Annotated in this window: 28 protein-coding genes; 7 read left to right on the forward strand and 21 right to left on the reverse strand. The window is 63.8% G+C overall.

Features of this window, described 5'->3' with window-relative positions:
* Window positions 1-44: 44 nt before the first annotated feature.
* Window positions 45-326 (reverse strand): HU family DNA-binding protein, encoded by a 282-nt coding sequence (locus JYG34_RS21125; protein ID WP_134691715.1) that lies wholly within the window; start codon window positions 324-326, stop codon window positions 45-47.
* A gap of 392 nt (window positions 327-718) precedes the next feature.
* On the opposite strand from JYG34_RS21125, the gene yejK reads away from it, so the two are divergent.
* Entirely contained in the window at window positions 719-1,726 is a 1,008-nt protein-coding gene (gene yejK / locus JYG34_RS21130) for a nucleoid-associated protein YejK (protein WP_213658193.1), read from the forward strand.
* 87 nt (window positions 1,727-1,813) lie between these two features.
* Here the strand turns inward: yejK and JYG34_RS21135 are convergent, their stop codons facing one another.
* From JYG34_RS21135 to colR, 9 genes are all read right to left on the reverse strand, one after another.
* The gene (locus tag JYG34_RS21135) at window positions 1,814-2,095 is read right to left on the reverse strand and encodes a GIY-YIG nuclease family protein (protein WP_213661237.1); all 282 of its coding nucleotides are present in this window, start codon (window positions 2,093-2,095) and stop codon (window positions 1,814-1,816) included.
* A 58-nt stretch (window positions 2,096-2,153) separates the two neighbouring features.
* Entirely contained in the window at window positions 2,154-2,612 is a 459-nt protein-coding gene (locus JYG34_RS21140) for a nuclear transport factor 2 family protein (protein ID WP_213658194.1), read from the reverse strand.
* A 94-nt stretch (window positions 2,613-2,706) separates the two neighbouring features.
* Window positions 2,707-3,981 carry a CynX/NimT family MFS transporter gene (locus JYG34_RS21145; RefSeq protein ID WP_213658195.1) on the reverse strand — a complete coding sequence of 425 codons (1,275 nt, stop codon included), beginning with the start codon at window positions 3,979-3,981 and terminating at the stop codon, window positions 2,707-2,709.
* Window positions 3,982-3,994: 13 nt separating this feature from the next.
* A complete protein-coding gene (locus tag JYG34_RS21150) occupies window positions 3,995-4,642 on the reverse strand; it encodes a FadR/GntR family transcriptional regulator (RefSeq protein WP_213658196.1) in 648 nt (215 codons plus the stop codon).
* 369 nt (window positions 4,643-5,011) lie between these two features.
* Window positions 5,012-5,245 carry a hypothetical protein gene (locus JYG34_RS21155; RefSeq protein ID WP_213658197.1) on the reverse strand — a complete coding sequence of 78 codons (234 nt, stop codon included), beginning with the start codon at window positions 5,243-5,245 and terminating at the stop codon, window positions 5,012-5,014.
* Complete coding sequence (locus JYG34_RS21160) at window positions 5,242-5,943, reverse strand: lipopolysaccharide kinase InaA family protein (protein ID WP_213658198.1); 702 nt, start codon at window positions 5,941-5,943, stop codon at window positions 5,242-5,244. The genes JYG34_RS21155 and JYG34_RS21160 overlap by 4 nt, the downstream gene beginning before the upstream one ends.
* A 6-nt stretch (window positions 5,944-5,949) precedes the next feature.
* On the reverse strand, window positions 5,950-6,630 hold the full coding sequence (locus JYG34_RS21165; RefSeq protein WP_213658199.1) for a class I SAM-dependent methyltransferase: 681 nt from the start codon (window positions 6,628-6,630) through the stop codon (window positions 5,950-5,952).
* A gap of 107 nt (window positions 6,631-6,737) precedes the next feature.
* On the reverse strand, window positions 6,738-8,066 hold the full coding sequence (locus JYG34_RS21170; RefSeq protein WP_213658200.1) for a sensor histidine kinase: 1,329 nt from the start codon (window positions 8,064-8,066) through the stop codon (window positions 6,738-6,740).
* Entirely contained in the window at window positions 8,056-8,739 is a 684-nt protein-coding gene (gene colR / locus JYG34_RS21175) for a two-component system response regulator ColR (protein WP_213658201.1), read from the reverse strand. Before colR ends, JYG34_RS21170 begins: the two co-directional genes overlap by 11 nt.
* Before the next feature lie 181 nt (window positions 8,740-8,920).
* Here colR and JYG34_RS21180 point away from each other — a divergent pair, with 181 nt between their 5' ends.
* Window positions 8,921-9,649, forward strand: a complete 729-nt coding sequence (locus JYG34_RS21180) for a phosphatase PAP2 family protein (RefSeq protein ID WP_213658202.1) — start codon at window positions 8,921-8,923, stop codon at window positions 9,647-9,649.
* A 109-nt stretch (window positions 9,650-9,758) separates the two neighbouring features.
* On the opposite strand, the gene groL is transcribed toward JYG34_RS21180, so the two are convergent.
* The 5 genes from groL to JYG34_RS21205 form a co-directional block, all read right to left on the reverse strand.
* Window positions 9,759-11,399: a chaperonin GroEL gene (gene groL / locus JYG34_RS21185; RefSeq protein WP_213658203.1), complete on the reverse strand. Its 1,641-nt coding sequence runs from the start codon at window positions 11,397-11,399 to the stop codon at window positions 9,759-9,761.
* 50 nt (window positions 11,400-11,449) lie between these two features.
* Window positions 11,450-11,743 carry a co-chaperone GroES gene (locus JYG34_RS21190; RefSeq protein ID WP_003260750.1) on the reverse strand — a complete coding sequence of 98 codons (294 nt, stop codon included), beginning with the start codon at window positions 11,741-11,743 and terminating at the stop codon, window positions 11,450-11,452.
* A 300-nt stretch (window positions 11,744-12,043) separates the two neighbouring features.
* Complete coding sequence (locus JYG34_RS21195; protein WP_011535515.1) at window positions 12,044-12,505, reverse strand: FxsA family protein; 462 nt, start codon at window positions 12,503-12,505, stop codon at window positions 12,044-12,046.
* A gap of 66 nt (window positions 12,506-12,571) precedes the next feature.
* Window positions 12,572-13,297: a HugZ family protein gene (locus tag JYG34_RS21200; protein WP_213658204.1), complete on the reverse strand. Its 726-nt coding sequence runs from the start codon at window positions 13,295-13,297 to the stop codon at window positions 12,572-12,574.
* Window positions 13,298-13,510: 213 nt separating this feature from the next.
* A complete protein-coding gene (locus JYG34_RS21205) occupies window positions 13,511-14,518 on the reverse strand; it encodes a DUF481 domain-containing protein (RefSeq protein ID WP_213658205.1) in 1,008 nt (335 codons plus the stop codon).
* Between the two features lie 153 nt (window positions 14,519-14,671).
* Between JYG34_RS21205 and JYG34_RS21210 the strand changes: the two genes are divergently transcribed.
* Complete coding sequence (locus tag JYG34_RS21210; protein ID WP_213658206.1) at window positions 14,672-15,025, forward strand: MGMT family protein; 354 nt, start codon at window positions 14,672-14,674, stop codon at window positions 15,023-15,025.
* Window positions 15,026-15,068: 43 nt separating this feature from the next.
* Window positions 15,069-16,616 (forward strand): AmpG family muropeptide MFS transporter, encoded by a 1,548-nt coding sequence (locus JYG34_RS21215; RefSeq protein WP_213658207.1) that lies wholly within the window; start codon window positions 15,069-15,071, stop codon window positions 16,614-16,616.
* Between the two features lie 56 nt (window positions 16,617-16,672).
* On the opposite strand, the gene JYG34_RS21220 is transcribed toward JYG34_RS21215, so the two are convergent.
* The 3 genes from JYG34_RS21220 to JYG34_RS21230 all read right to left on the reverse strand — a co-directional run bounded on the left by JYG34_RS21220 (window position 16,673) and on the right by JYG34_RS21230 (window position 19,517).
* Window positions 16,673-17,917: an MFS transporter gene (locus tag JYG34_RS21220; RefSeq protein WP_213658208.1), complete on the reverse strand. Its 1,245-nt coding sequence runs from the start codon at window positions 17,915-17,917 to the stop codon at window positions 16,673-16,675.
* Window positions 17,918-18,077: 160 nt separating this feature from the next.
* Window positions 18,078-18,920: a mechanosensitive ion channel family protein gene (locus tag JYG34_RS21225; protein ID WP_213658209.1), complete on the reverse strand. Its 843-nt coding sequence runs from the start codon at window positions 18,918-18,920 to the stop codon at window positions 18,078-18,080.
* Between the two features lie 111 nt (window positions 18,921-19,031).
* A complete protein-coding gene (locus JYG34_RS21230; protein WP_011535522.1) occupies window positions 19,032-19,517 on the reverse strand; it encodes a YajQ family cyclic di-GMP-binding protein in 486 nt (161 codons plus the stop codon).
* A gap of 99 nt (window positions 19,518-19,616) precedes the next feature.
* On the opposite strand from JYG34_RS21230, the gene JYG34_RS21235 reads away from it, so the two are divergent.
* Genes JYG34_RS21235 through JYG34_RS21245 form a run of 3 tightly spaced genes read left to right on the forward strand, consistent with a single transcriptional unit; the run spans window position 19,617 to window position 23,155 of the window.
* Window positions 19,617-20,534: a putative 2-dehydropantoate 2-reductase gene (locus JYG34_RS21235; protein WP_213658210.1), complete on the forward strand. Its 918-nt coding sequence runs from the start codon at window positions 19,617-19,619 to the stop codon at window positions 20,532-20,534.
* 37 nt (window positions 20,535-20,571) lie between these two features.
* Complete coding sequence (locus JYG34_RS21240) at window positions 20,572-22,593, forward strand: sensor histidine kinase (RefSeq protein ID WP_213661238.1); 2,022 nt, start codon at window positions 20,572-20,574, stop codon at window positions 22,591-22,593.
* 1 nt (window position 22,594) lies between these two features.
* The gene (locus JYG34_RS21245) at window positions 22,595-23,155 is read left to right on the forward strand and encodes a cob(I)yrinic acid a,c-diamide adenosyltransferase (protein WP_213658211.1); all 561 of its coding nucleotides are present in this window, start codon (window positions 22,595-22,597) and stop codon (window positions 23,153-23,155) included.
* Between the two features lie 108 nt (window positions 23,156-23,263).
* Here JYG34_RS21245 and JYG34_RS21250 read toward each other — a convergent pair whose 3' ends face one another.
* The 3 genes from JYG34_RS21250 to argJ form a co-directional block, all read right to left on the reverse strand.
* Window positions 23,264-24,208, reverse strand: a complete 945-nt coding sequence (locus JYG34_RS21250; protein WP_213658212.1) for a Nudix family hydrolase — start codon at window positions 24,206-24,208, stop codon at window positions 23,264-23,266.
* Complete coding sequence (locus JYG34_RS21255; RefSeq protein ID WP_213658213.1) at window positions 24,205-24,837, reverse strand: glutathione S-transferase family protein; 633 nt, start codon at window positions 24,835-24,837, stop codon at window positions 24,205-24,207. Before JYG34_RS21255 ends, JYG34_RS21250 begins: the two co-directional genes overlap by 4 nt.
* 109 nt (window positions 24,838-24,946) lie before the next feature.
* Entirely contained in the window at window positions 24,947-26,164 is a 1,218-nt protein-coding gene (argJ, locus tag JYG34_RS21260) for a bifunctional glutamate N-acetyltransferase/amino-acid acetyltransferase ArgJ (protein WP_213658214.1), read from the reverse strand.
* Window positions 26,165-26,231 lie beyond the last annotated feature (67 nt).

Raw genomic sequence — 26,231 nt, forward strand, 5'->3', positions numbered from 1 at the left:
CGCGCCCGGGCAAGCCGGGCGCGGTTTCGTCAACGCATCAACAATTACTTGTTGATCGAGTCGGTCAGCACTTTGGCAGGAACGAACTTGACGACTTTCTTGGCAGCGATTTCGATGGCGGCGCCAGTCGAAGGGTTGCGGCCGGTACGGGCAGGACGCTCGGTGACTTTCAGCTTGCCGATGCCTGGCAGGGTGATTTCAGCGCCGTTTTCCAGTTGGTCGGCGACGATCTGGCCCAGTTGCTCCAGGGCAGCGCGCGCGGTGGTTTTCGGCGCGTCGATGGATTCGGCGATATCGGCAATCAGTTGGTCTTTGGTCAGTGCCATGTTGATGTTCCTTCCCTATCAAATTCAGTGGTTGTGCAGCGTGCTTGGTCGGTGGTCGGGCCAGCCCGGGACAATCCAGAGGCCGCGTCGATCGCGTATGTAGATGCGCAAATCGGCGTTTGGTTCGACACCCCGCAAACGTGCTGCCAGCAATGCGCCACACAAGGGGCGCAAGACCGCGCAAAGCTACCACAGGAATCGATAAATATCCGCTGTCGACATTGATTTTGTGCAGGTTTTTCGGGGGTTTTCGGAAAAATCGCAAAAAAATGAACAAAAAACGAACAACCGGCATTTCCGCCAACATCTGGCCACTGCATCACCCCTGCCCTGAGGTAAACTGAACGCCTTTTGCAGCGCGGCTTTCCCCCGCCCACACCACCGAGATTTCCATGCCAATCCGTCATTGCATCGTTCACCTGATCGACAAGAAGCCCGATGGCAGCCCCGCCGTGCTCCATGCCCGCGACAGCGAACTGGCAGCGTCCGACGCCATCGAAAACCTCCTGGCCGACCTCAACGACAGCTACAACGCCAAGCAAGGCAAAGCCTGGGGCTTCTTCCACGGCGAATCCGGCGCCTACCCGTTCAGTGGCTGGCTCAAGCAGTACCTGGACGAGGAAAAGGACTTCGCTACCTTCAGTCGGGTCGCCGTCGAGCACCTGCAGAAGCTGATGGAGGAATCCAACCTGTCCACCGGCGGCCATGTGCTGTTCGCCCACTACCAGCAAGGTATGACCGAGTACCTGGCCATTGCCCTGCTGCACCACAGCGAAGGCGTGGCGGTGAACGCCGAGCTCGACGTCACCCCGTCGCGCCACCTCGACCTTGGCCAGTTGCATCTGGCGGCGAGGGTCAACCTGTCCGAGTGGAAGAACAACCAGAACTCGAAGCAGTACATCTCGTTCATCAAGGGCAAGAACGGCAAGAAGGTCTCGGACTACTTCCGCGATTTCATCGGCTGCCAGGAAGGGGTCGATGGCCCGGGCGAAACCCGCACCTTGCTCAAGGCGTTCAGCGACTTCGTCGAAAAAGAGGACCTTCCGGAAGAGTCCGCCCGGGAGAAGACCCAGACGCTGGTCGACTACGCCACCACCCAGACCAAGCTGGGCGAGCCGGTGACGCTCGAGGAGCTGTCCAGCCTGATCGACGAGGACCGCCCCGAGGCGTTCTACGACCACATCCGCAACAGCGACTACGGGCTGTCGCCGGAGATCCCGGCAGACAAACGCACCCTCAACCAGTTCCGCCGATTCACCGGGCGCGCCGAAGGCCTGTCGATCAGCTTCGAGGCGCATTTGCTGGGCTCGAAGGTGGAGTATGACGAGGAGGCCGGCACGCTGGTGATCAAAGGCCTGCCAACCCAGCTGATCGACCAGCTGAAACGGCGCAAGGACTGATTACACCTGTGGGCGCGGCTTTAGCCGCGAACACCGGCGACGCCGGTGCCATCCACCCCGTCGCCTGCATCGTGGCTGAAGCCACTCCTACAGGGTGATGCATGCACTGGCGTAGGAGGCAACCAAGGCCTCCTTCGCCGATTTGCGCAGCTTCTTCACCAACCGCTCCTGGCGCAAGGCCTCGCCTTTGTCCGGCCACTGCTCCACATAGACCAGTGCCTGCGCCGGGCTGGTCTTGAAGTACCGAGCCCCCTGGCCCTTCTGATGCTTGATGAAACGCCGCCGCGGATCGTCACTGATACCGCAGTACAGCGAACCATTGGCAGCCCGTACCAGGTACACGTACCAGGGCTTGCACTCGGGGGTCATGGGTGTCTCGCTCACGGCTCGATTCGATACAGCTGAAGATGGCCGTCAGCTTACCCGCTCAACGAGCCTGCTGGAATGCGCGCAAGCCTTTGAACGCTTGCTGGCGCACCTTGTTCTGCAGCATCGGCGTCCAGCCCAGCAGCACGCCGGGCATGCCCAGAGCCTGGCGCGACCAGCGCCACAGGTCGAAACTGTCGTCATGCTGGCAGATCAGCCCGTCACGGATCACGAAACGCGCCTGGATGTCGTTGACCACCACACGGCCAGTCTGGCTGAACAGATAGGTCGCGACCCAATGCGCGCCGTCGCCGCGGACATTGTCGAAGGTCAGGGTGAAGTCCTTGGCGCGGGAGGTGAGCATGCGCCACATGTCTCCGGCATCCTGGCCACGCAGGGTGCCGAAGACCGGGTCGCTGAAGACGATATCGTCGCTGTAGCAGGCCACCATGGCCTCGGCGTCCAGGCGCTGGAAGGCCTGGTAGAAACGGGTGATCAGGGCGCTGTTGGCGTCGCTCATGGGCCGGTCCGTACTGGGTCGAAAACCGCACGATAATCCCTGCCCAGCCATGGCGCCATCTCCATTTGCGCCATGAATGGTGGGCAGGCCCGCTTCAGAGTTTCTCGCTGACGGCCCCGACATGCAGCGCCCGCCCAGCGCCAAGCCCGAACAGGATCGCTCCCGCCCCCAGCACCGTGAAGATCCACCCCACCGCGTTCCAGCCTCCCGTGAAGTCATGCACCAGCCCCACGGCGAACGGCCCCATCGACGCCAACGTATACCCCACCCCTTGGGCCATGCTCGACAGGTTGGCAGCCACGTGAGCATCCTTCGAGCGCAGCACGATCAAGGTCAGCGCCAGGGCGAAGGTACCGCCCTGCCCCAGCCCGAGTACCACCGCCCAGCCCCACAGCCCTTCGACGGGTGCGTAAAGGCAGCCGAACAACCCCGCGAGGGTCACCAGCATCACCACCACGATGGCCAGGCGCTGATCCCTGCCACGGGTCGCCAGCCAGGGCGCGCTCAATGAGCTCGCCAGTTGCACGATCACCGAGCCGGACAAGACCAGCCCGGCTTCGGTGGGGCTCAAGCCGCGCCCGATCAGGATCGACGGCAACCAGCCGAACACGATATAGGCCAGCGACGATTGCAGCCCCATGTACAGGGTCACCTGCCAGGCCAGCGGATCACGCCACAGGCCACGTACGCGATAGGCCACCTTGTGCAGGCCATGGCCCTGGCGGGCCTGGGGCAGCCACATCAGCATCGCCAGCAGCGCGGGCAACATCCAGACACCCAGGCCCATGGCCCAACTGCCGTCAAAGTGCTGCGCCAGCGGCACGGTCGCCCCCGCTGCCATGGCCGCCCCCAGGCACAAGGCCATGGTGTAGACCCCCGTCAGGGTGCCCGCATGCCGTGGGAAATCGCGTTTGACGATGCCCGGCAGCAAGACGCCGATGATGCCGATGCTCGCCCCCGCCATCAGGCTGCCGAGGAATACGCCGCTCACCCCGAGTGTGCTGCGCACGAGGATGCCCAGTGCCAGGGTGAGGAGAATGCCGAAGATCACCCGCTCACTGCCGAATCGGCGCGCCAGGATTGGCGCCAGCGGCGCGAACAGCCCCAGGCACAGCACGGGCAGCGTGGTCAGCAGGCCGGCCTGGGAGGCATTGAGCCCCAGCCCTTCGGCGACCTGGCCAAGCACCGGCGCCATGCTCGACAGCGCCGGGCGCAGGTTCAGCGCCACCAGCACCAGCCCGAGCAACAGCAGCCAGGGGCGGTGTACCGCTGCCGGCTGCTGCTGGACCTGCTCGTCATCGGCTTCGGCGTCGATCAGCAACTCGTCGAGTTCCGCTTCGCGGGGGTGAGTGTTACGGGTCTGTTGCATGACCAATTCCCTGTCAGGATTCGATGAGGGTCCGGCTCAGGCGCTTGGCCCGCTGCGGATCGCGTTGCTCGATGGCGTCGAGAATGTCCCAGTGCAGGTCGAGCACGGCCTGGCTGCGGGGGACGTCCCCCATGTTGTGCTGCAGGGTTGCGGCCACCACACCGGAGAAATAGCGGTACAGCTCGCTGAGTGCCGGGTTGTGGGCGGCGTCGACCAGGCGTTGATGGAACACCAGGTCGCAGGCGACGTAGGTGTCCAGGTCGCCGTGAAAATGGCCCGCGCTGTGCTGCAGGGCCTGGCGCAGCTCACGCAGGTCTTGGTCACTGCGACGCTGGGCGGCCAAGGCGATGGCTTCGGCCTCGAGGATGTGGCGGGTCTCGCGGGCATGCTCGAGGGTGCAGTTGGACATGGCCTGGACGGCCTGCAGCGGGTCCTGGGCCGTGCGCAGGTAACTGCCGTCGCCCTGGCGGATCTCCACCAGGCCGCTGAAGGCCAGGACGCGCATGGCTTCGCGGACGGTATTGCGGCTGATGCCGAGGTCGCTGGCCAGCTCGGGTTCGGTGGGCAGGCGCTGGCCTACCGACCAGGTGCCCTTGGCGATGCGATCGCGGAGTTGGTCGACGGCTTGCTCGACCAGGGAGCGTTTGATCAAGGGGGACATGCATTACGTCCAATCATCGGATGAATTTATCGCGACGGTGGACGATAGCGGGTTTGGGGGCGTTGACGCAAGGATTCGGGTTCAGGGTTGAGGTGGACGTTTGATTGCAGAAGTGCGGTGTTCTTGAAACCGAGCGCCGCCTGCGCGGCGCATCGCGGATGAATCCGCTCCTACAGGCGGGTAGCGCCATTCGGGAAATCAAGTCGGACAAACAGGAAGGACAACCACGGCCTATCAGGCAGGGTCACGTTGCAACGTAGGAGCGGATTCATCCGCGATGCGCCGCGCGGGCGGCGCTCGATCTCACAGGCGCTGCAACGCTTGCGTCGAACAACCTGAAAACCCCTGACGCCCGCATCCAGCAGGACCTCAGCCGAACGGCCGCAGCCCCTGCCTCATCCCAAACAGAAACAACAGCAAATCATGGTCCGGCTCGACCCGCGCCTGCCCGGGCTTGACCACCACCCGCGGCAACGGACAAGCCCCACCCACCTCGGCCTTGCTGAACACCATCGGCCTGGGTTGCTCCCAGGCAGCCGCGGCCACCGTGGTGACCCCCAGCGCCCCGATGAAAAACAAAGCTCGAGCGATTTCTAGTTTCATTGCTCTAACCCTTTGACAGCGCTGCCAAACGCCATCTGGTAAAAATAGAGCAGGCTGCGCCACTCCGCCTCGTTCAACGACGAATGGCGACGTAGCTGACGCAAGTCGTTGTACGCCGCACGCTGGCAACGGATACGCCGCCGGCACTTCTCAAGGTCGAGCAGCGCCACCTCGACACGGGCCTGTTCACCCTCGCCGATCACCTTCACGAACACATGCTTGCCGTACAGGCAGCCATGCTGCCAATGCCCCAGGTGCATGCGCGCCAGGTTGTCAGCCAGGTCCTTGAGCATGCGCTCATGCACCGCTTGTGGATACCGCTCGCGGGCGCCGCCGGCATGCCAGGCGTCGAGCTCGACGAAACCATCCAGGGCCTCGCTGACCAGCAAGGCCCGCCACTGATGATCGGCATCACGCTCGGCGCCGGCGTAGACGATCCGGGGCACGCGCACACCCAGTTGCTCGAAACTGTTCAGTGCGTCGAGTTCACGCAAGACCGTGGGCCGACCAAACGGATGCAGCAGGCTCCGGTAGATATGGCCAACCTGACGCTTGGCATATAGCGTCTGCCCAGCTTCCGTGGACAACCGCTGCACACCACTCTCGCCGCCGCGCCGCTGGTTGGGTTCCTCGACCCATTCCCCTTGCTGCTGCCAGTAATAATCGAACTGTCTGCTCTCACTCTGGACCACTGCCATCAATACCTACCCTTTGCGCAATACATACACTCGCCACATGGCATAGAACGGCAGGAAGTCGAGTCGTTCCTGAATTCTGAATCCAGCTGAAACAAATTCTTCTTCTACTGTAGCCGCTGGTAACACAAACCGGTTCTGGTAGCTGTCCTGCTCCGCCCGCTGGCTGCGCCGTGCTTCCAGCTTTCTGCGCCGCCATGCCTTGAAGTTGCCATCCACCCACAGCGACAAGATTACGCTATCGCGGCTAACCCTTTGAAATTCAGAAAGAATAGTCTGCCGATGAGCAGGATCGCCGATATGGTGGAACAAGCGCATGCAGAAGATGCTGTCCACCGAATTGTCCGGCAGATCAATAGCGAAAGCCGATGTTTGCAAAGGCCGTACCCGTGCCACCACCTCTGGCGGTTGCGCCGCACAAGCTGTCTCGATCATCGCCGCAGAATTATCGGCGCCGATGATCACGCGGTTGGGTTTTTCCGCCAGCAAAGGCCAGAAGCGCCCGGCACCGCAAGGCAGGTCCAGGACCAGCCCAGGCTCTCCCGCCAGGGTCAAGGCACGGCGGGCCAGTTGTTCATCACGCTGGTGCGACAAACGGCGGGCCAGGCCATCCTGGTGCTTGCGGAAATACTCCTGGGCATGATCCCGATCGTACTTGTCGGAAAATTCGAGTTTGATAGGGCTTCGCATAAGGCATCTCCTGACTCCAATGCGCCCACCTTAGGTAGGCAAGCGTTGGCGTCAGGTCATGCTGATGTGAAAAATCTGTCAGTGTAAAACGCAGATGTTACAAGAAGTTAATCAGTGATCGATGCCTGTTCGCCGCCATCCATCTCCAGATTCGCCGTTTTCCCTTGGCTCAGGTCCACCTGGAAACGGCAGCCATGGGGCAGCGTCGTCGTCAGGGTGACCCGCCAACCCTGGTCATCGCAGATGCGCTGGACCAGCGACAGACCCAACCCCAGCCCCTCGCCGCGACGCTCGTCGCCACGCACGAACGGCCGGAACATCGCTTCGCGCTGCTCCTCGGGAATCCCCACGCCGCTGTCCTCGACACTGAAGCCTGCGGGCTCGAGGCTCAGGCGAATGTAGCCACTGTCGGTGTAGTGGGCGGCGTTGCGCAACAGGTTACCCATCACCGATTGCAGGAACGTGGCGTTGTACAACACCTGGCTGGCACCGGCGCGGCCATCGTAGTGCAGTGCCAGGCCCTTCTGCTCGATGGTGTCGCGCCATACGCCGGTCAGGTCATCGGCGACTTCACGCAGGGTCGCACGGGACGCCACCGCACCTTCATCACGCTGGGCACGGGCAAGCATGAGGAAGGTCTTGACCAATTCGCGCATCTCTTCCGTGGCCCGGGCGATTCGCTCGACCTGGCTGCGCGAACGGCTGTCCAGGTTCGGGTTCTCCATCAACAGCTCACAGGAGGTGGCCAGCACCATCAGCGGTGTACGCAGTTCGTGGCTGACATCACTGGTGAACAACCGCTCGCGAGTCAATGCATCGCGCAGGCGCCCCAGGGTGTCGTCGAACGCCACCGCCAACTGGCCGACCTCGTCCGCGGCGTAGTCCGGCGCCAAGGGTGGCGCCAACCCGAGCAACTGGTCACGATGGCGGACCTGACGGGCCAAGCGAATCACTGGCGCCATCACCCGGCGGGCCAGCAACCAACCGAGGATCACCGCCAGCGCCAGGCTGAGCACGAAACCCACCACCACCACCGCGAACAGGACCCGCTCGCGTTCCTCGAAATCGCTCTGGTCCTGCAGCAATACATAACGGCGACCATCGACGATTTCGACCATGGCGTGGTACGACAGCTGGTCGCGGAACACTTCATGGAAACCCGCATCGAGGTGACGCAGGTCCTTGGGCAACTCGAAGTCATCGCGGCCGCCGCTGAAGTAGAACAACTGGTCCGGGCGTGGCCGGTGGCTCCAATCGCTGACGCTGTCCATGCGCAGCAGGCGCTGCAGGTCACCGCCGAGCACCGACGAGATCAAACGCTCCTCGACCAGGTGGACGGTGGCGACGATACCGAACGCGAATGCCCCGGCCACCAGCGCGCTCATCAAGGCGAAAGCGATGATGATGCGTTGAGCAAGGCTCTGCTTAAACTCCATCGCGGCCCTCGGCGAGGCGATAGCCGACGCCATGGACGGTATGCAGCAGGGCTTTCTCGAACGGTTTGTCGATCACCTGGCGCAACTGGTGGACATGGCTGCGCAGGCTGTCGCTGTCCGGGCAGTCATCACCCCACAGGGCTTCCTCCAGCACTTCGCGGCGCAACACGTGGGGGCTTTTCTGCATCAACACGGCCAGCAGCTTCAGGCCAACAGGGTTGAGCTTGAGCAGGCGGCCCTGGCGGGTGACCTCCAGCGTATCGAGGTCGTAGCTCAGGTCGGCGACCTGCAGCGTGCGCCGGCCGCCCCCTTGGGCACGGCGCAGCACCGCTTCGATGCGCGCGGCCAACTCGGACAGGGCGAACGGCTTGAGCAGATAATCGTCGGCGCCGGAGCGGAACCCTTGCAGGCGGTCGTCCAGCTGATCGCGGGCGGTGAGCATGATCACCGGGGTATCGCGGCGCGCATCCTCGCGCAGGCGCTTGCACAGTGTGTAGCCATCGATGCCCGGGAGCATGATGTCGAGCACGATCAGGTCGTAGTGTTCGGTGGCGGCCAGGTGCAGGCCGGAAAGACCGTCCTGGGCGCAGTCGACGGTATAACCCTTCATACCGAGGTAGTCGGCCAGGTTGGCCAGGATATCGCGGTTGTCTTCAACCAAAAGAATGCGCATCGGGTTCTCCTGTGCGGCGCTTCGCTCGCGGCGCGGCAGGCGCAGCTTAAGGCCATCGCCCGCGTCGTACCAGCCCTGCGGAGAAATCGCCGAACTTGACAGATTTTTCACTGATCCTTCACGGACACAGGATAGCGGGCGCCCGACAATGCCCGGTCTTTTTCAGTCCTCTGGAGCTGTCATGCCGGAAACCCTCCGCCCTCGCCCGATCAACCCGTGGCTATACCTGGGCATCCCCTTCATCACGGCCGTGGCCCTGATCCTGCTCGAATGGACCTCGCTGGACCTGGACGTGGCTGACCTGTTCTTCGACCAGGCCGCCGGCGAATTCATCGGCCGTCACAGCTATCTGCTGGAGACCGTGCTGCACGACCGAGTCAAGCAAGGGGTAATCGCTTTCGGGTTGATCGCCGTGGCCGGGTTCGCCGCGAGCTACTTCTGGAAGCGGCTGTTCGGCTGGCGCCGTGAACTGGGCTGCCTGGTGCTGGCACTGGGGCTGTCGACGGCCTTTGTCACGCCCTTGAAGAAAGTAACCCAGGTGCAGTGCCCCTGGAGCCTGACCCAGTACGGCGGCAAGGAAACCTACAGCAAGCTGCTGGAGCCGCGCCCGCCCACCGACAAACCCGGGCTGTGCTGGCCGGGTGGCCATGCAGCGACCGGTTTCTGCCTGTTCGGCCTGTTCTTCATGCTGCGTGATCGGCGTCCGCGCCTGGCACGGGCGGCATTTGCACTGGCGTTCGTGGCCGGCTCGGTATTGTCGGTCGGGCGGATGATGCAGGGGGCGCACTTTTTGTCGCACAACGTGTGGACGGCGGTGTTCTGCTGGTTGATCGGGCTGGGGTCGTATTACCTGGTGCTGTATCGCCGGGGTGTGGCGGTTGCGGCAGCACCTCAGAACAGCGTTGCCTGATCGCGGATGAATCCGCTCCTACAGGGGCGGATTCTTCCGCGATGGGTTGGACGCCAACAAAAAGCCCCGCACTAGGCGGGGCTTTTTTTGTAGCAGGGGTCAGGGTGGCTTACATCATGCCGCCCATGCCACCCATGCCGCCCATGTCAGGCATGCCGGCAGCTGGCTTGTCTTCCGGCAGGTCGGCAACCATGGCTTCGGTGGTGATCATCAGACCGCCGATCGAAGCTGCGGCTTGCAGGGCCGAACGGGTGACCTTGGCTGGGTCCAGGATGCCCATCTCGATCATGTCGCCGTACTCGCCGGTGGCGGCGTTGTAACCGAAGTTGCCCGCACCTTGCTTGACCTTGTCAGCGACAACGCTTGGCTCGTCGCCGGCGTTGGCAGTGATCTGGCGCAGCGGCGCTTCGACGGCGCGACGCAGCAGGGCGATACCGACGTTCTGCTCTTCGTTGTCGCCTTTGAGGTCGGCAATGGCAGCCAGGGCGCGAACCAGGGCCACACCACCGCCAGGCACCACGCCTTCTTCGACGGCTGCGCGGGTGGCGTGCAGGGCGTCTTCAACGCGGGCTTTCTTCTCTTTCATCTCGACTTCGGTGCCAGCACCGACCTTGATCACCGCAACACCGCCAGCCAGTTTGGCCAGACGCTCTTGCAGCTTCTCACGGTCGTAGTCCGAAGAGGTTTCTTCGATCTGGGCACGGATCTGCTTGACGCGTGCTTCGATGTCGCCGTCGGCGCCAGCGCCGTCGATGATGGTGGTGTTTTCCTTGGACAGGATGACGCGCTTGGCGTTACCCAGGTGCTCCAGGGTGGCGGTTTCCAGGGACAGGCCGATTTCCTCGGAGATGACCTGGCCGCCGGTCAGGGTGGCGATGTCCTGCAGCATGGCCTTGCGGCGGTCGCCGAAGCCAGGTGCCTTGACCGCTGCGACCTTGACGATGCCGCGCATGTTGTTCACGACCAGGGTCGCCAGGGCTTCGCCTTCGACGTCTTCGGCAACGATCAGCAGCGGACGACCGGCTTTGGCAACGGCTTCCAGAACGGGCAGCAGTTCGCGGATGTTGGAGATCTTCTTGTCGACCAGCAGCAGCAGCGGGCCTTCCAGCTCGGCAACCATGGTGTCCGGCTTGTTGACGAAGTACGGCGACAGGTAGCCGCGGTCGAACTGCATGCCTTCTACGACGGACAGTTCGTTTTCCAGGCCCGAGCCTTCTTCAACGGTGATCACGCCTTCTTTACCGACTTTTTCCATGGCTTCGGCGATGATTTCACCGATGGAATTGTCGGAGTTGGCGGAGATGGTGCCTACCTGGGCGATGGCCTTGGAGTCGGCGCATGGCTTGGACAGGTTCTTCAGCTCGGCGACGATGGCGGCGGTAGCCTTGTCGATGCCGCGCTTCAGGTCCATCGGGTTCATGCCGGCAGCGACGGCTTTCAGGCCTTCGTTGACGATGGCCTGGGCCAGGACGGTAGCGGTGGTGGTGCCGTCACCGGCAGCGTCGTTGGCCTTGGATGCAACTTCCTTGACCAGCTGGGCGCCCATGTTTTCGAAGGCGTCTTTCAGCTCGATCTCTTTGGCGACGGAAACGCCGTCTTTGGTGATGGTCGGCGCGCCGAAGCTCTTGGCCAGGACCACGTTACGGCCTTTCGGGCCCAGGGTCGCTTTTACCGCGTCAGCCAGAACGTTGACACCAACCAGCATTTTCTTACGGGCGGAATCGCCGAATTTTACGTCTTTAGCAGCCATGATCGTTTAATCCTTGAAATTCTTTGGAATAACGGGAAGTCGGGGGGAAATCAGCCTTCGATGACGGCCAGGATTTCGTTCTCGGCCATGACCAGCAGGTCTTCGCCATCGACTTTCACGGTGTTGCTGCCCGAGTAAGGGCCGAAAACCACTTTGTCACCCACTTTCACGGCCAGCGCGCGTACTTCGCCGTTGTCCAGGATGCGACCGGTGCCAACAGCAACGACTTCGCCGCGGTTTGGTTTTTCAGCGGCCGAACCCGGCAGGACGATACCGCCAGCGGTTTTCGATTCTTCTTCGCTGCGACGGATGACGACGCGGTCATGCAGAGGACGAAGCTTCATTGTCGATCTCTCCCAAATTGTGGTTTTCATCGGCCGGTGTCAGCACCGGCGGGTTGATTCGGTCCGGCGTTGCCGGTCAGGGCCCGCATTTCGCGAACCCTGTGTGTCATGCCCGGTGAACTCACCGGAAACCTTGCGGTGACCACTACATGAGGTCGCCGGGTTCAATTACAAGGCTTTGAAAACAAATTTTTTTCACGCCGTTTCAGTGACGGGATTTCACCCGCCCATTCGCGGGCAAGCCCGCTCCCACAGGGGCAGTGAGATACCTATGGGAGCGGGCTTGCCCACGAATGACTTTTACTTGTCGCGACGCTCGTACTCACCCTCGATCACGTTCGGGCGATGGCCGCCATCGCGCGGCTGGGCCTGGAACGGGTCATCCTGGAACGCACGCTGGCGCAGGGTTTGCTCTTCGGCACGGCGGCGCAGCTTGCCGGCCACCAGGCGGCGGGTGAACGGCAACAGGCACAGCACCCCCAGCACGTCGCTGATGAAGCCTGGCAGCAGCAGCAGGCCACCACCGACAGCCAGCATCAGCCCCTGGAACATGTCCTCGGCGGGCAGTTCGCCGCGCTGCAGGCTTTCACGGGCACGCAGAGCGGTGGCCAGGCCGGCCACGCGCATCACCAACACGCCCAGGGCGGAACCGGCGATGATCAGCAGCAGCGCCGGGAAGAAACCGATGGCGGCGCTGACCTTGACGAAGACGAACAGCTCCAGCACCGGAAAAATCAGAAACAGCAATAGAAAAGCACGCATCAAGCATTCCTCGACGGAAGAGAATCTTCCTATTAGGCCTTCAGATGGATGCGTGCCCTCGCGTTTTCAACCCTCGCCTTCATCCGCTACCGGCCATTGGTCGGCGCGGGCCAGCTGCACCAGGGCTTCGCGCACTTGTGTCGGGGTGTTGCAAGTGTTTGGGAAGGCCAACCAGTAGATACCCTGACCGATACGCAGATGCATGCCTTCGCTATCGATACCCACCATGTGCGCCGAATGCGGTAACCCCGCCAGTTCCACATAATGTGCGATAGCGTTGGCATGGTCACTGTTCATGTGCCCGATCATGCTTTCTTCGACCTGCCCAGCGAAGGGATTGGCCAGGGTGACCTGGTCGAGCCAGTGGATCGCCCCGAAGCCGCCAATGTAGCGATGACGCACCGGTTGCAGCACCCAGAAATCGAAATCGTGGGCCTTGTGGTAGTTGGCCGACTCGGGGAAGTACCGGTAGTAGCGTGCCGCCGCCGCTTCGATGGCCGCCTCGTCGGTCAGCTTGCGCGCTTCGGCCATGACCGTCAGGCGACCGACCGCCTGGACATCCTCGGCGTCACGCTCCCCCACCAGCAGCGAACACTTGGGGTCTTTCTGCAAGTTGTGGGTGTGCTGGGCGATACGGCTGATGAGGATCAGCGGATGCCCCTGGGCATCCAGGCAGTACGGAACCACGGAACCGAAGGGGTAGCCGGGCATGGATTTGGAGTGGGTCGAGAGCACGCCGCGGTATTCCTTGAGCAGCAGTTCCCGGGCGGGGCGAAGGGCGTTGGTACTCACTGGCGTAGGCTCCTGGCAGTGATTCGATGGATGACAAGATAAGCATTATCACCCTCCCCTGCCACTGGGGCTGTCATGTAGGAACGGCTTCAGCCGCGATGCGGGCAACGCGGTGCCTGGCCCCCGCTTTGCGGGTGATCGCGGCTAAAGCCGCTCCTACAGGCGTCGTGTCAGATCAATGGGAGAGGTGTTTCGTCCAGGGTGGGCGGAAAACTACCAGGTAACGCCGAACCCAGCGGTATAGCGCGTCTTGTCCAGATCACTGTCCCGAGTGCCCTTGATCAGGTCCTTCTCGGCCTTGAGGTTGAGCGAAGCCCATTCGGTGACCTTGTAGCGCAGGCCCATCTCGGCATCCAGCGCGTAGTCGGCAACGGTCCCCAGCGGCTTGCCGAACTCGCCGTTGGTGAAGAACTCCACCCGCTTGCCGATCAGGTAGCGGTTGTAGTCCCACTTCACGGCGGCGGAATAGAAGTTATCCTTGCCACCGTCGCGGTATTCGAAATCGGTGCGGTTGATCAGCGACCCCAGGGAGAACGCACCCAGTTCGTCGTCCCAGAACTGATAACCCGGGCCGGTACCGACGGTGCGCTGGCGGGCGAGGTCCTCGATCTGGTCACGCTTGTACTCCAGGCGCCCTTGCCAGAACCACTTGTCGGTGATGAAGCGGTCCAGGGCGTACTCGGCGCTCCAGTTGTTGGTGGTGGTGACTTCGTCCTTGGTCTCGCGGTTGTACTCGCCTTCGGCATGGTGCCGCCAGCGGCCATGGCGGGCGGTGGTCTTGAAGCTGACGTCGTAGTCGTCGCTGTTGGTTTCGGCGCGCTTGTAGTCCATCGCCACGTCGACATTGCCTTTCCACAGGAAGTCCTCGACCAGCGGCCGTGGCTTCATGATCTGCTCGATACTGGCCAGCTCGACGGTCCTGGGCGCCTCACCGTTGGCCAGGGTCACCTTGCCGGGTTCCGCGGCCTTGAGCGACTTGGCTTTCTCACCACTGTAGGCGTCCTGCTTGACCAGCAGTTCCTGGTCGCTTTCCAGCGTCTTGACCTGCTTCCAGTCCAGGGCGATCGAGCCGCCGTAAGGCGTCTCCAGCAACAGCTTGCCGCCGTCGAAGACCTTGATCTTGCCGCTGAGCCGGTCTCCGTTCTTCATCCACACGGTATCGGCGAGCGCCGGGGCGCAGAGGGAGGCGGCGATGAGGCACAGCAAGGTTCTAGAATACATAAGCGGACTACAGGTTCGATTTGGCGAAAAAAGCCGGGCATTATCCGGATCGACACGACTTGAGCAAGGACAGACCGAGGTCATGCCGACGAGTTCAATTCTCATTACCCACCGCCGTTCATCCGTTTTCATCCACAGGTCAGGAGTCGTCTGATGCCCAGCGACACACCCCTCAGCCACGAAAATGCCGAGGCCCGACGAACGGCCCTGTATTCGGTGTTGGGGCAAGTCCCACCGGGCAAGGTGGTCAGCTATGGCCAACTCGCCGAGCTGGCGGGGCTTGGCCGCGCGGCGCGCTGGGTCGGTCGCACCCTCGGGCAACTGCCCGCCGACACCCGCCTGCCTTGGCATCGGGTGCTGGGTGCTGGCGGGCGCTTGAGCCTGGCCCTGGGCACGCCATCTGGCGACGAACAACGCGCCCGATTGCGCGCAGAAGGCGTCAACCTGACCAATAATCGTGTGGATATGGCGCGCCATGGCTGGCGCCCGATGGAGCACAGCGGTTAGAGTGCGCGCTTTGTTTTCGCTAACTTGAGGCAGATGTTGGCCCATGCCCCGTAAAACCTGGCGCGCTGCGCTCGCTGCCTATGCCAGCCCGTCAACCTTGGTGCTTTTGCTGCTCGGATTCGCCGCCGGCCTGCCCTACATGCTGGTCTTCTCGACGCTGTCGGTGTGGTTGCGCGAGGCGGGCGTGGCCCGCGAGACCATCGGCTATGCCAGCCTGATCGGCCTGGCCTATGCGTTCAAGTGGGTGTGGTCGCCCCTGCTCGACCAGTGGCGCTTGCCGCTGCTCGGCGGCATGGGCCGTCGTCGCTCCTGGCTGCTGCTGTCGCAGGGGCTGGTGGTGGTGGGTTTGATCGGCATGGGCTTCTGCGACCCGCAAAAGCACCTGTCGTGGCTGATCGCTCTCGCCGTGCTGGTGGCTTTCGCCTCGGCCACCCAGGACATCGCCGTCGACGCCTACCGCCTGGAGATCGCCGACGACCAACGCCAGGCTGCCCTCGCCGCCAGCTACATGGCCGGCTACCGGGTTGCCGCGTTGCTGGCCACCGCCGGCGCGCTGTTCTTCGCCGAATGGTTCGGTTCCACAGGCTTCAGCTACCTGCACCAGGCCTGGACCGGCACCTACGTGCTGTTCGGCGTGCTGATGCTACCCGCACTGTTCACCACCCTGGTGATGCGCGAGCCAGCGGTGCCGCTGCGCACCCAACTGTCGGCCGCGCGTTACGGGCTGATGCACCAGCTGGTGTCGGTGTTCGTGCTGATCATCCTGCTGGTCTCGGTACCCGCCAGCTTCACCCAGATGTACAACACCGACTGGGCCAGCGTGGTGTTCGGCGACTCCAGCATGCTTGACCTGCTGCTCGAGGACCGCGCCTTCCTGCGCCTGATCCTCTACGCACTGCTGACCTGGCTGTGCCTGTCGTCGATGGGCCGTCGCGGCCTGGCGCCGGTGCTCACGCCGGTCAACGACTTCATCACCCGCTATCGTTGGCAGGCCCTGCTGCTGCTCGGGCTGATCGCCACCTACCGCATGTCCGACACGGTGATGGGCGTGATGGCCAACGTGTTCTACATCGACATGGGCTTCACCAAGGACCAGATCGCCAGCGTCAGCAAGATCTTTGGCCTGATCATGACCCTGGTCGGCGCCGGCGTCGGCGGCCTGCTGATCGTGCGCTTCGGCATCCTGCCGATCCTGTTCATCGGCGGTGCGGCCTCGGCGGCCACCAACATCCTGTTCCTGATGCTGGCCGACATGGGCCCGAATCTGGAAATGCTGGTGGTGACCATCTCGCTGGACAACTTCAGTTCCGGGCTGGCTACCTCGGCGTTCGTCGCCTACCTGTCGAGCCTGACCAACCTGAAGTTCTCGGCCACGCAGTACGCCCTGCTCAGCTCGATCATGCTGCTGTTGCCGCGCCTGATCGGCGGCTATTCAGGGGTGATGGTGGAGAAGTTCGGCTATCACGATTTCTTCCTGATCACCGCGCTTCTGGGCGTGCCGACGCTGGTGCTGATCGCCCTGCACTGGCGCCAGGAGATCGGGCGGGGAAAGCAGGCACCGGTCCAGAGCCCCGCAGCTGAACAAAGCTGATCGAAGGGGGCCATGCCCCCTTTTCGCCGGCAAGCCGGCGAACCAGGCCAACTCACTTATCGCGCGACAGCCTCTTCCCCAGGCCGCCGGCCCACCACGAACCACAGCGGCCACAGCGCCAGGGCGCCCGCCACGCCCGCGCCCAGGGCAAAGTGCATCAAGCTCGCCCCCGCCCCGAGCATCGCCAGCACCGCGCCGCCCAGCCCCAGCAAGGCGATGGTGATCATCCCCAGCATCGCCGATACCAGGCCCTTGCTCTGTTCGCTGGAGAACAGCGTCATGCGGTACAGCACCGCGTTGGCCACACCCAGGCCGAGGGCATACAGCGACATCCCGGCCACCACGCTGGGTACCGTCGGCCAGAGCCAGGTCGCCAGGAGCATCAGGCCGAGGCCCGCCAGGTAAGGCAGGAGCGCACCCCGCACCAGTGCAGGCAGCGGATAGCGATCGGCAATACGGTTGATGATCAGGTTGCCCAGGATCAGCCCGCCGAACACCGGCAGCTGCCACAAGGCGTATTCCATCCTGCTCAGGCCCTCGTCGGTGATCAGCAGCACCGGCGACAGGCCGATCCAGCCGATCAGCGGCAGGCCCACCAGCCCCAGCGCCGCGCTGCCGGCAACAAAGCGGCGGTTGGTCAGCAGCTGGCCGTAGCCGGCCAGCAAAGGCAGCAGGTGGATCGGCGTGAACGGCAGGCGCGAGCCGTCGCGGCGCTCCACCCCCAGGGTTTCAGGCATCAGCCGGTACAGCAGTACCCAGCACAACACCGCGCCTGCGGCAAACGCGACGAACAGCCAGCGCCAGTCCAGCCACTCCAGCAGCAAGGTACCGACCAATGGCCCCAGCAGTGGCGACAACAGGGCGATGTTGGCCAGCAGGGCCATCATGCGCACCGCGTCGGCCTCGCTGAATGCCTCGTTCAACGCCGGGTAGCTGACCGTGACCACGAAGCCCAGGCCGATGCCTTGCAGCAGGCGCAGCAAGTTGAACAGGCCGATATCGTTCGCCCAGAAGGTCGCCAGGCAGGCCACCCCGAAGAGCACGCACCCCGACAACAGCAAGGGCCGTCGGCCAAAGCGGTCGGACAGCGGGCCGATCAGCCATTGCAGGACCACGCCGCCCAGCAGGTACAGGTTCAGGGCGTGGGGAATGTATTGAGGGCTGGCCTTGAGGTCGTCGACCACCACCGGCATGGCGGGCATGACCGCGTCGCTGGCCAGGTAGGTCAGCAACTCGAACAGCGCCAGGGTCAGGCCGAACAGCAAGGCGCGCAGGGGGGTGATGTACAGCAGAGGTTTCATGATGGCTATCAGGTGTGAACAGTGGAGTCAGGGTATATGCCAGATCTGGCGGGCGGTTGGCTGTGAACAAATGTAATGGCCTGAAAAGCAGCGCGGGGCAAGCCCGCTCCCACGATGTCGGTGGGAGCGGGCTTGCCCCGCGCTGGAAAACGACGCGGTGTTACTGGACAGCGGCTTCCTGCACCACGCGAATCACCCGCTGCGGGAACGGAATGTCGATCCCTTCGGCCTTGAGCCGGTCGCGGGCATGTTCGTTGAGCATGAACAACACGTCCCAGTAATCCGGGGTCTTGACCCAAATACGCAGCGACACAGTGATAGAGCTGTCGCCCAGCGTCGATACCACCGCCTGCGGTGCCGGGTCCTGCAGCACACGCGGGTCCTGGGCCAATTCCAGCAGCACGTTGCGCGCCTTCTGCAGGTCGGCGTCATAATCCACACCCACGTCGAACACGACCTTGCGGGTCGGCTGGCGGTTGGCGTTGATGATGATGCCGTTGGACAGGCTGCCGTTGGGCAGGATCACGGTCTTGTTGTCACCGGTGCGCACCACGGTGTGGAAGATCTGGATACTGTCCACGGTGCCCGCGATACCCTGGGCCTCGATCCAGTCGCCGATGCGGAACGGGCGGAATATGAGGATGAGCACGCCACCCGCAAAGTTCGCCAGGCTGCCCTGCAAAGCCAAAGCGAAGGTCAGACCGGCGGCACCGATAGCGGCGACGAACGATGTGGTCGCGATGCCGATCATCGATGCCACGCTGACAACCAGCAGCACCTTCAGCGTGATATTCGCCAGCGTGCTGATAAACCCCTGCAAGGCTTGGTCAGTGCTGCGCATACCCACCAACTTGCCCAGGCGCGCGCTGACCTTGTTGACGAACCACCAGCCGATCGCCAGCGTCAGCAGCGCCAGCAACACGCGGCTGCCATATTCCACGATCAACGGAATCCAGGTCTGCGATTGACGAACCAACTGATCGACTTCAGCGTTCAAATCCATATTTTTCTCCTGATGCCGAGCGGCACGTGCACAGTGAAGCAGGTCGCTAAACGAAAGCGGCCCGGGACCCGATGGACATCACTACGCCATCAAGGTTCCGGGCCGGCGCGATCAATCGCGGAAGTTGTTGAACTGCAGCGGCATGTCGAATTCCTTGGTGCGCAGCAGAGCGATGGCTTCCTGCAGGTCGTCACGCTTCTTGCCGGTCACACGCACCTGCTCGCCCTGGATGGCGGCCTGCACCTTGAGCTTGCCGTCCTTGATGGTGGCGACGATCTTCTTGGCCAGGTCCTTGTCGATGCCTTCGCGGAATTTGGCTTCTTGCTTCTTTTCCTTGCCCGAAGCATAGGGGTCCTTGGTTTCCAGGCACTTGACGTCGATCTTGCGCTTGACCAGCGCCAGGCGCAGGATTTCCAGCATCGCTTCGAGCTGGAACTCCTCTTCGGCGGTCAGCAGCACGGTCTGCTCTTTGTCCTTGAACTCGAAGGTGCCCTTGCCCTTGAGGTCGTAGCGGCGATCGAGATCCTTGATGGCGTTGTCGACAGCGTTCTGCACTTCGTGCTTGTCCAGTTCCGATACCACGTCGAACGAAGGCATGGGTGTTCTCCAGAAAAGAAAGCGCGCTCGTCTGAAGATGGAGCGCGTCGGGTTTGATGGTTAAAATGCGGACTCATTATAACGGGTTGCGAAACGCAGATGAGCAGCACCTGGCACATTCTCGGCGCCGGTAGCCTCGGCAGCCTCTGGGCCTGCCGCCTGGCCCGCGCCGGCAAGGCGGTCCGCCTGATCCTGCGCGATCCGCAGCGTTTGGCCGCCTATCAAGCCGCAGGCGGGCTCACCCTGGTCGAACAGGAAAATGCCAGCCATTACGCGATTCCCGCCGAGACCGGCGATGCACCTGGCCCGATCCATCGCCTGCTGGTCGCCTGCAAGGCCTACGACGCCGCACCCGCCGTGGCGCGCCTGGCCCCGCGGCTGGCCGAAGGGGCGCACGTCGTGCTGTTGCAGAACGGCCTGGGCAGCCAGGACGAGGTGGCCGACCAAGCCCCCCATGCCCGTTGCATCTTCGCCTCCAGCACCGAGGGTGCATTCCGTGAATCCGACTGGCAGGTGCGTTTTGCCGGCCAGGGTTTCAACTGGCTGGGCGACCCCGGCAACCCCGCCACACCGAATTGGTGGGATGACTTGGGCGATGCCGGGATCCCGGCCGAGTGGACCGTCGACATTCTCCCCCGCCTGTGGCGCAAGCTTGCGCTCAACTGTGCGATCAACCCGCTCACCGTGCTGCACGACTGCCAGAACGGCGGCCTGCTCGGCCACCTGGCCGAAGTCGACCAGCTGTGCGACGAGCTGGCCGAACTGCTGCGTCGCTGCGGCCAGCCCAACGCCGCCGACGACCTGCTCGAGGAAGTGCAACGGGTCATTCTCGCCACCGCGGCCAACTACTCTTCCATGTACCAGGATGTCCGCCATGGCCGGCGCACCGAAGTCCACTACCTGCTCGGCCATGCCTGCCGCGCCGCTGAGCGCCATGGCGCGGCCGTACCCCGGCTGGAACGCCTGCACCAGCGCCTGGTCGATAGCCTGAAGGCCCGCGGCCTGCCCAGCGCCTGATGCCAACCACCCAACGGAGATGGAAACCGCCTTGTCCATGACCCTGCGCCAACGCCTGGACAACCTCCCGGTCGGGCAGAAACTGCTGGCGGCCTTGCTGGTGCTGCTGGTCACCATCCTGCTGGTGGCCAACCTGGCGTTCATCAGTGCCGCCTACTGGATCACCCAGGACAGCATGGCGCCGCAGGCCCTGCAGACCATCGGCAAGCTGGTGTCCAACCCGCAGCTGTCCTCGCAGGCCGGGGACTCGCCAGACACCGCAAACGCACTGCTCAAGGAACTCGACAGCTACTCGCAGCTGCGCGCCGCGGCCATCTATGCCAGTGATGGCCGCCTGCTTGCACAGCTTCAGCACGGCGACACGCTCACCCTGCCCAAGCGCTTTCGCAACATCGACGGCTGGCGGCTCATGGAGTTTCGCAGTACCCAGCTGATCCGCCTGCCCCGCGACGGCGGCCCGCCCGCGCACCTGCTGCTGGTGGCCAGCAGCGAACTGCCCACCGCGTTCTATACCGGCACCCTGTCGGCCAGCCTGGCCATCCTGGTGTTCAGCGTGCTGCTGTGGCTGGTCATCGCCCGCCAGATCAAGCGCCTGATCACCCTGCCGATCAACCGCCTCGAGGAGCTGACGCGCCAGGTCACCCGCGAAGAGAGCTACGCCCTGCGCGCCAAGCGTGGCAATGACGACGAGATCGGCAGCCTGGCCGAGGCGTTCAACACCATGCTCTCGCGCATCGAAGCTCGCGAGCAGCAGCTCAAGCGCACCCGTGACGAATTCCAGTCAGCCTACGACCAGGCCCAGGGCCTGGCCGAGGAAACCCGCCATACCAACCGCAAGCTGGAGCTGGAAGTCCAGGTGCGCAGCAAGATCGAGAAAAAGCTCACGGGTTTCCAGAACTACCTCAACAGCATCATCGACTCCATGCCCTCGGCACTGATCGCCCTCGACGAGCAGCTCTATGTCACCCAATGGAACCATGAAGCCACGGTGCTTTCCGGCACCCCCCTGGACGAAGCGCTGAACCAGCCGATCTTCCTCGCCTTCGAGCCCCTCAAGCCGTTCCTGCCGCAACTGAAGGAGAGCGTGGAGAAACACCGGGTGGCGAAGATCGAACGGATCACCTGGCCCAAGGACGAAGACCTGCGCCACTACGCCCTGACCTTCTACCCGCTGACCGGCGGCGGCGGACGCGGCGTGGTGATCCGTATCGACGACATCACCCAGCGCCTGTCCCTGGAAGAGATGATGGTGCAGTCGGAGAAGATGCTCTCGGTCGGCGGGCTGGCCGCGGGCATGGCCCACGAGATCAACAACCCGCTGGGGGCGATCCTGCACAACGTGCAGAACATCCGCAGACGCCTGTCACCGGAGCTTGCGCGCAACCAGGAACAGGCCGCCGAACTGGGTATCGACCTGCCAAGCGTGAACCGCTACCTGGACAGCCGCGAAGTGCCGCAACTGCTCGATGGCATCCAGCAGGCCGGCGCGCGGGCGGCGAAGATCGTCACCCACATGCTCAGCTTCAGCCGCCGCAGCAACCGCCAGCTGGTGCCCTGCGAGCTGCCGGCGCTGATCGACCAGGCGGTGGAGATCGCCAGCAACGACTTCGACCTGACCATCGGTTTCGACTTCAAGGGCCAGGCCATCGTCCGCCAGTTCGACCCGACACTCGGGCCGGTGCCCTGCACCGCCAACGAGCTCGAACAGGTGCTGCTCAACCTGCTGAAGAACGCCGCCCAGGCCATCCACCAGCGCCCGCAGCCCAGCGAGCCCGGGCGGATCATCCTGCGCACCCGGCTCAACCCGCCGTGGGCGGAAATCCAGGTCGAGGACAACGGCATCGGCATGCCCGAGGCGGTGCGCAAGCGCACCTTCGAACCCTTCTTCACCACCAAGGAGATCGGCCAGGGCACGGGGCTGGGGCTGTCGGTCTCTTACTTCATCATCACCAACAACCACAAGGGGCAGATGGAGGTGCAGTCCACACCCGGCCAGGGCACCTGCTTCACCCTACGCCTACCCCTCGGCCAGCCGGCCGCCAGCAAGACGGAGGCATGACATGGGCTATCGCCTGTCGAAGATCTACACCCGCACCGGGGACAAAGGTGAAACAGGACTGGGCGATGGCCGCCGGGTGCCCAAGGACCATCCCCGCATCGAGGCGATCGGCGAGGTGGACAGCCTCAACAGCCAGCTGGGGGTGCTGCTGGCGGGGCTGTCCGACGCGGGTCTGGCTGAGGTGTTCGAGGTACTGGCGCCCTGCCAGCACCGTTTGTTCGACCTCGGGGGCGAGCTGGCGATGCCCAGTTATCAGGCACTGAATGTCGTGGAAGTCGAACGACTGGAAGCGGCCATCGATTTATGGAACGCAGAATTGGGGCCGCTGAAGAACTTCATCCTGCCCAGTGGTTCGGCGCTGGTGGCCCAGGCCCATGTGTGCCGAAGCCAGGCGCGGGCCGCGGAACGGCGCTGCCAGCAGTTGAATGCCGTGGAGCCGTTGGAGGGCGTCGGGTTGGCGTACATCAACCGGCTGTCGGACCTGCTGTTCGTGGCGGCGCGGATCATCGGCCGCCGACAAGGGGTGGCCGAAGTGCTGTGGCAGCCCGCCGGAAAACCATAAGCCTGGAGCCTGTGGGAGCGGGTTTACCCGCGAACAAGGGCGAGGCCCTTGCCATTCACCGCGGTGGCTGATTCGCGGGTAAACCCGCTCCCACAGCCAGGCATGGCTTCAGGCTACAGGCCAGAACGCCCGGATACCGGCAACACCCTGGGCACCAACCTCCCAGGCCTGCTCTCGCTCACCCGGCCCAACACCGCCCAGCAGGAAGACCGGGTGACTGAACTCGGTGATCAACCGCTGCGCCTCACCCCACCCCAGCGGCGTGGCATCGGGATGTGTCTGGGTCGCCTGCACTGGCGACAGGGTGACGAAGTCCACCCCCATCTGCTCGGCCAGCGCCAGCTCCTCGGCGTTGTGGCAGGATGCCGCCAGCCAGCGTTCCTTCGGGAACGGCCGGCCCTTCGCGGCATACTTGCGCAACTGCGCGGCGGTCAGGTGCCAACCCGCCGACGGGAAGTCGCCCAGCCACTCCAACGGCCCCTTGAGCATCAGTTGTGCCTTGCCCGCACACAGCCCGACCGCGTCCACCGCGACATCGCGGTACTTGGGGTCGTACATGTCGGGGGCGCGCAGCTGGATCAGCCTGATCCCGCTGGCCACCGCCTTCTGGATGCCCTTGAGCAGCTGCGGCACCTCCAGGCCATCCGGCGTGATCAGGTACTGATCAGGCAGGCGCGCCGCGGCGACGATGGGCTTGTTGGCCTCGGGGAACTCGTACTGGCCCAGGTCACGCGGCGCTACCCAGGCCAGCGGCTGGCCCTCGGCACCATGGGGTTCTCCGGTGAAGGCGTCAACTTCGCGCACATCCAGCAGCACCTGCTTGTCCGGATAGTCGTGGCTGACCTTGATCAACGGCCGTGAACGCGTGACCTCGATACCCAGCTCCTCGCGCAACTCGCGGGCCAGCGCCGCCTCGACGCCCTCGCCGTCCTCGACCTTGCCACCCGGGAACTCCCACAGGCCGCCCTGGTGTTGCGTGTCAGCGCGACGGGCGATGAGGATACGGCCGTCAGTGCCACGAATGACCGCGGCAACCACATGAATCCGCTTCACCCTTCACGCTCCGCCAGGCCAGCCGTCTGCCAAGCCTGGAACGCAGGCCATTGATAGATGGTTTCGATGTAGGCGGCCGCCGCGGCCGGTACTTCGACACGGTAGGTACGCAGGCGTACGGCCACCGGGGCGAAGAAGGCATCGGCCAGGGTCGGCCGGCCGAACAGGAACGAGCCGCTGTCCTTGGCCACCAGGCGGCATTCGTTCCACAAGGCAACGATGCGGTCGATATCGACCTGCACGTCCAGTGGCACCTCATCCAGCGCCTGGTCGCGCGACAGGTCGAAAGGCATCGCGCCGCGCAAGGCGAAGAAGCCGCTGTGCATCTGCGCGCAGGCCGAACGGGCCTGGGCACGGGCGGCAACATCCTCGGGCCAGAGCCTGGCCTCGGGGTATTGCTCGTTGAGGAATTCGGCGATGGCCAGGGAGTCGGCGATCACGCCATGCTCGGTCTTGAGCAAGGGCACCTTGCCAGTGGCCGAGAACGCGAGGAGGCGCTGGCGGGTGTCTGGCTGGTTGAGCTTGACCAGGGTTTCTTCGTAGGGGGCGCCGGCCAGTTCGAGGGCCAGGGCGCCGCGTAGCGACCAGGAGGAATACAACTTGTCGCCGATGATCAGGTGGTAGCTCATGAAGCTGCTCCATCAGGTTCGGATACGAGGGGCTGCTGCACAGCCTTCGCCGGCAAGCAGGCCCCTACAGAACCTGTGGGAGCGGGCTTGCCCGCGAAAGGGCTGTCAATCAGGTACGGTATTCAGCGTTGATCTTCACGTACTCGTGGGACAGGTCGGTGGTCCAGATGGTTTCGCTGCACTGGCCACGGCCCAGCTCGATGCGGATGGTGATCTCTTCCTGGGCCATCACCGCCGAGCCCTGCTCCTCGGTATAGCTCGGGCTGCGGCCGCCTTTGCTCGCGATGCAGACGTTGTCCAGGTACACGTCGATCAGGCTGACATCCAGCGCCGGCACACCGGCACGACCGACAGCGGCGAGGATGCGACCCCAGTTGGGGTCGGAGGCGAACAGCGCGGTCTTGATCAGCGGCGAGTGCGCCACGGCGTAGCCGACGTCCAGGCATTCCTGGTGATTGCCGCCGCCGTTGACCTGCACGGTGACGAACTTGGTCGCGCCCTCACCGTCACGGACGATGGCCTGGGCCACTTCCATGCACACCTCGAACACCGCCTTCTTCAGCGCTTCGAACAACGCACCGCTGGCCTCGGTAACCTCAGGCACGTCGGCCTTGCCGGTGGCGATCAGCATGCAGCAATCGTTGGTCGAGGTGTCGCCGTCGATGGTGATGCGGTTGAACGACTTGTTGGCACCGTCGAGCATCAGGTCCTTGAGCACCGCAGGTGCGACCTTGGCGTCGGTGGCGATGTAACCCAGCATGGTGGCCATGTTCGGGCGGATCATGCCGGCACCCTTGCTGATGCCAGTGACGGTGATGGTCTTGCCATCGAACTGGAACTGACGGCTGGCGCCCTTGGGCAGGGTGTCGGTGGTCATGATGCCGGTGGCGGCTTCGGCCCAGTGGTTCTCGGACAGATTGTCCAGGGCGGCCTGCAGCGCGCCTTCGATCTTCTCGACCGGCAGCGGCTCGCCAATCACGCCGGTGGAGAACGGCAGCACCGATTCAGCGGGCACGCCGGCCAGCTCGGCGAGTTTGGCGCAAGTACGCTCGGCCGCGGCCAGGCCTGGCGCGCCGGTACCGGCGTTGGCATTACCCGTGTTGGTCAGCAGGTAGCGCACGGTGCCCTGCACGCGCTGCTTGGAGAGGATCACCGGGGCGGCGCAGAAGGCGTTCAGGGTGAACACGCCAGCGACGCTGGAGCCTTCGGCACAGCGCATCACCACCACGTCCTTGCGCCCGGGGCGCTTGATGCCCGCCGAGGCGATACCGAGTTCGAAACCGGGAACCGGGTGCAGGGTGGGCAGGGGACCAAGACCAACAGCCATTAGAGCGCTCCTATGGAAAACAAGGGATGTGACGACGTCGGACGATCTTAATGTCGGCCGGTTACCT

It is taken from the genome of Pseudomonas entomophila, from assembly GCF_018417595.1.
Taxonomy (GTDB): domain Bacteria; phylum Pseudomonadota; class Gammaproteobacteria; order Pseudomonadales; family Pseudomonadaceae; genus Aquipseudomonas; species Aquipseudomonas entomophila_C.

Coding starts and splice junctions, on each gene's coding strand:
- JYG34_RS21125 (WP_134691715.1), bottom strand. CDS start 326: ATGGCACTGACCAAAGACCAACTGATTGCCGATATCGCCGAATCCATC.
- yejK (WP_213658193.1), top strand. CDS start 719: ATGCCAATCCGTCATTGCATCGTTCACCTGATCGACAAGAAGCCCGAT.
- JYG34_RS21135 (WP_213661237.1), bottom strand. CDS start 2,095: ATGACCCCCGAGTGCAAGCCCTGGTACGTGTACCTGGTACGGGCTGCC.
- JYG34_RS21140 (WP_213658194.1), bottom strand. CDS start 2,612: ATGAGCGACGCCAACAGCGCCCTGATCACCCGTTTCTACCAGGCCTTC.
- JYG34_RS21145 (WP_213658195.1), bottom strand. CDS start 3,981: ATGCAACAGACCCGTAACACTCACCCCCGCGAAGCGGAACTCGACGAG.
- JYG34_RS21150 (WP_213658196.1), bottom strand. CDS start 4,642: ATGTCCCCCTTGATCAAACGCTCCCTGGTCGAGCAAGCCGTCGACCAA.
- JYG34_RS21155 (WP_213658197.1), bottom strand. CDS start 5,245: ATGAAACTAGAAATCGCTCGAGCTTTGTTTTTCATCGGGGCGCTGGGG.
- JYG34_RS21160 (WP_213658198.1), bottom strand. CDS start 5,943: ATGGCAGTGGTCCAGAGTGAGAGCAGACAGTTCGATTATTACTGGCAG.
- JYG34_RS21165 (WP_213658199.1), bottom strand. CDS start 6,630: ATGCGAAGCCCTATCAAACTCGAATTTTCCGACAAGTACGATCGGGAT.
- JYG34_RS21170 (WP_213658200.1), bottom strand. CDS start 8,066: ATGGAGTTTAAGCAGAGCCTTGCTCAACGCATCATCATCGCTTTCGCC.
- colR (WP_213658201.1), bottom strand. CDS start 8,739: ATGCGCATTCTTTTGGTTGAAGACAACCGCGATATCCTGGCCAACCTG.
- JYG34_RS21180 (WP_213658202.1), top strand. CDS start 8,921: ATGCCGGAAACCCTCCGCCCTCGCCCGATCAACCCGTGGCTATACCTG.
- groL (WP_213658203.1), bottom strand. CDS start 11,399: ATGGCTGCTAAAGACGTAAAATTCGGCGATTCCGCCCGTAAGAAAATG.
- JYG34_RS21190 (WP_003260750.1), bottom strand. CDS start 11,743: ATGAAGCTTCGTCCTCTGCATGACCGCGTCGTCATCCGTCGCAGCGAA.
- JYG34_RS21195 (WP_011535515.1), bottom strand. CDS start 12,505: ATGCGTGCTTTTCTATTGCTGTTTCTGATTTTTCCGGTGCTGGAGCTG.
- JYG34_RS21205 (WP_213658205.1), bottom strand. CDS start 14,518: ATGTATTCTAGAACCTTGCTGTGCCTCATCGCCGCCTCCCTCTGCGCC.
- JYG34_RS21210 (WP_213658206.1), top strand. CDS start 14,672: ATGCCCAGCGACACACCCCTCAGCCACGAAAATGCCGAGGCCCGACGA.
- JYG34_RS21215 (WP_213658207.1), top strand. CDS start 15,069: ATGCCCCGTAAAACCTGGCGCGCTGCGCTCGCTGCCTATGCCAGCCCG.
- JYG34_RS21220 (WP_213658208.1), bottom strand. CDS start 17,917: ATGAAACCTCTGCTGTACATCACCCCCCTGCGCGCCTTGCTGTTCGGC.
- JYG34_RS21225 (WP_213658209.1), bottom strand. CDS start 18,920: ATGGATTTGAACGCTGAAGTCGATCAGTTGGTTCGTCAATCGCAGACC.
- JYG34_RS21230 (WP_011535522.1), bottom strand. CDS start 19,517: ATGCCTTCGTTCGACGTGGTATCGGAACTGGACAAGCACGAAGTGCAG.
- JYG34_RS21235 (WP_213658210.1), top strand. CDS start 19,617: ATGAGCAGCACCTGGCACATTCTCGGCGCCGGTAGCCTCGGCAGCCTC.
- JYG34_RS21240 (WP_213661238.1), top strand. CDS start 20,572: ATGACCCTGCGCCAACGCCTGGACAACCTCCCGGTCGGGCAGAAACTG.
- JYG34_RS21245 (WP_213658211.1), top strand. CDS start 22,595: ATGGGCTATCGCCTGTCGAAGATCTACACCCGCACCGGGGACAAAGGT.
- JYG34_RS21255 (WP_213658213.1), bottom strand. CDS start 24,837: ATGAGCTACCACCTGATCATCGGCGACAAGTTGTATTCCTCCTGGTCG.
- argJ (WP_213658214.1), bottom strand. CDS start 26,164: ATGGCTGTTGGTCTTGGTCCCCTGCCCACCCTGCACCCGGTTCCCGGT.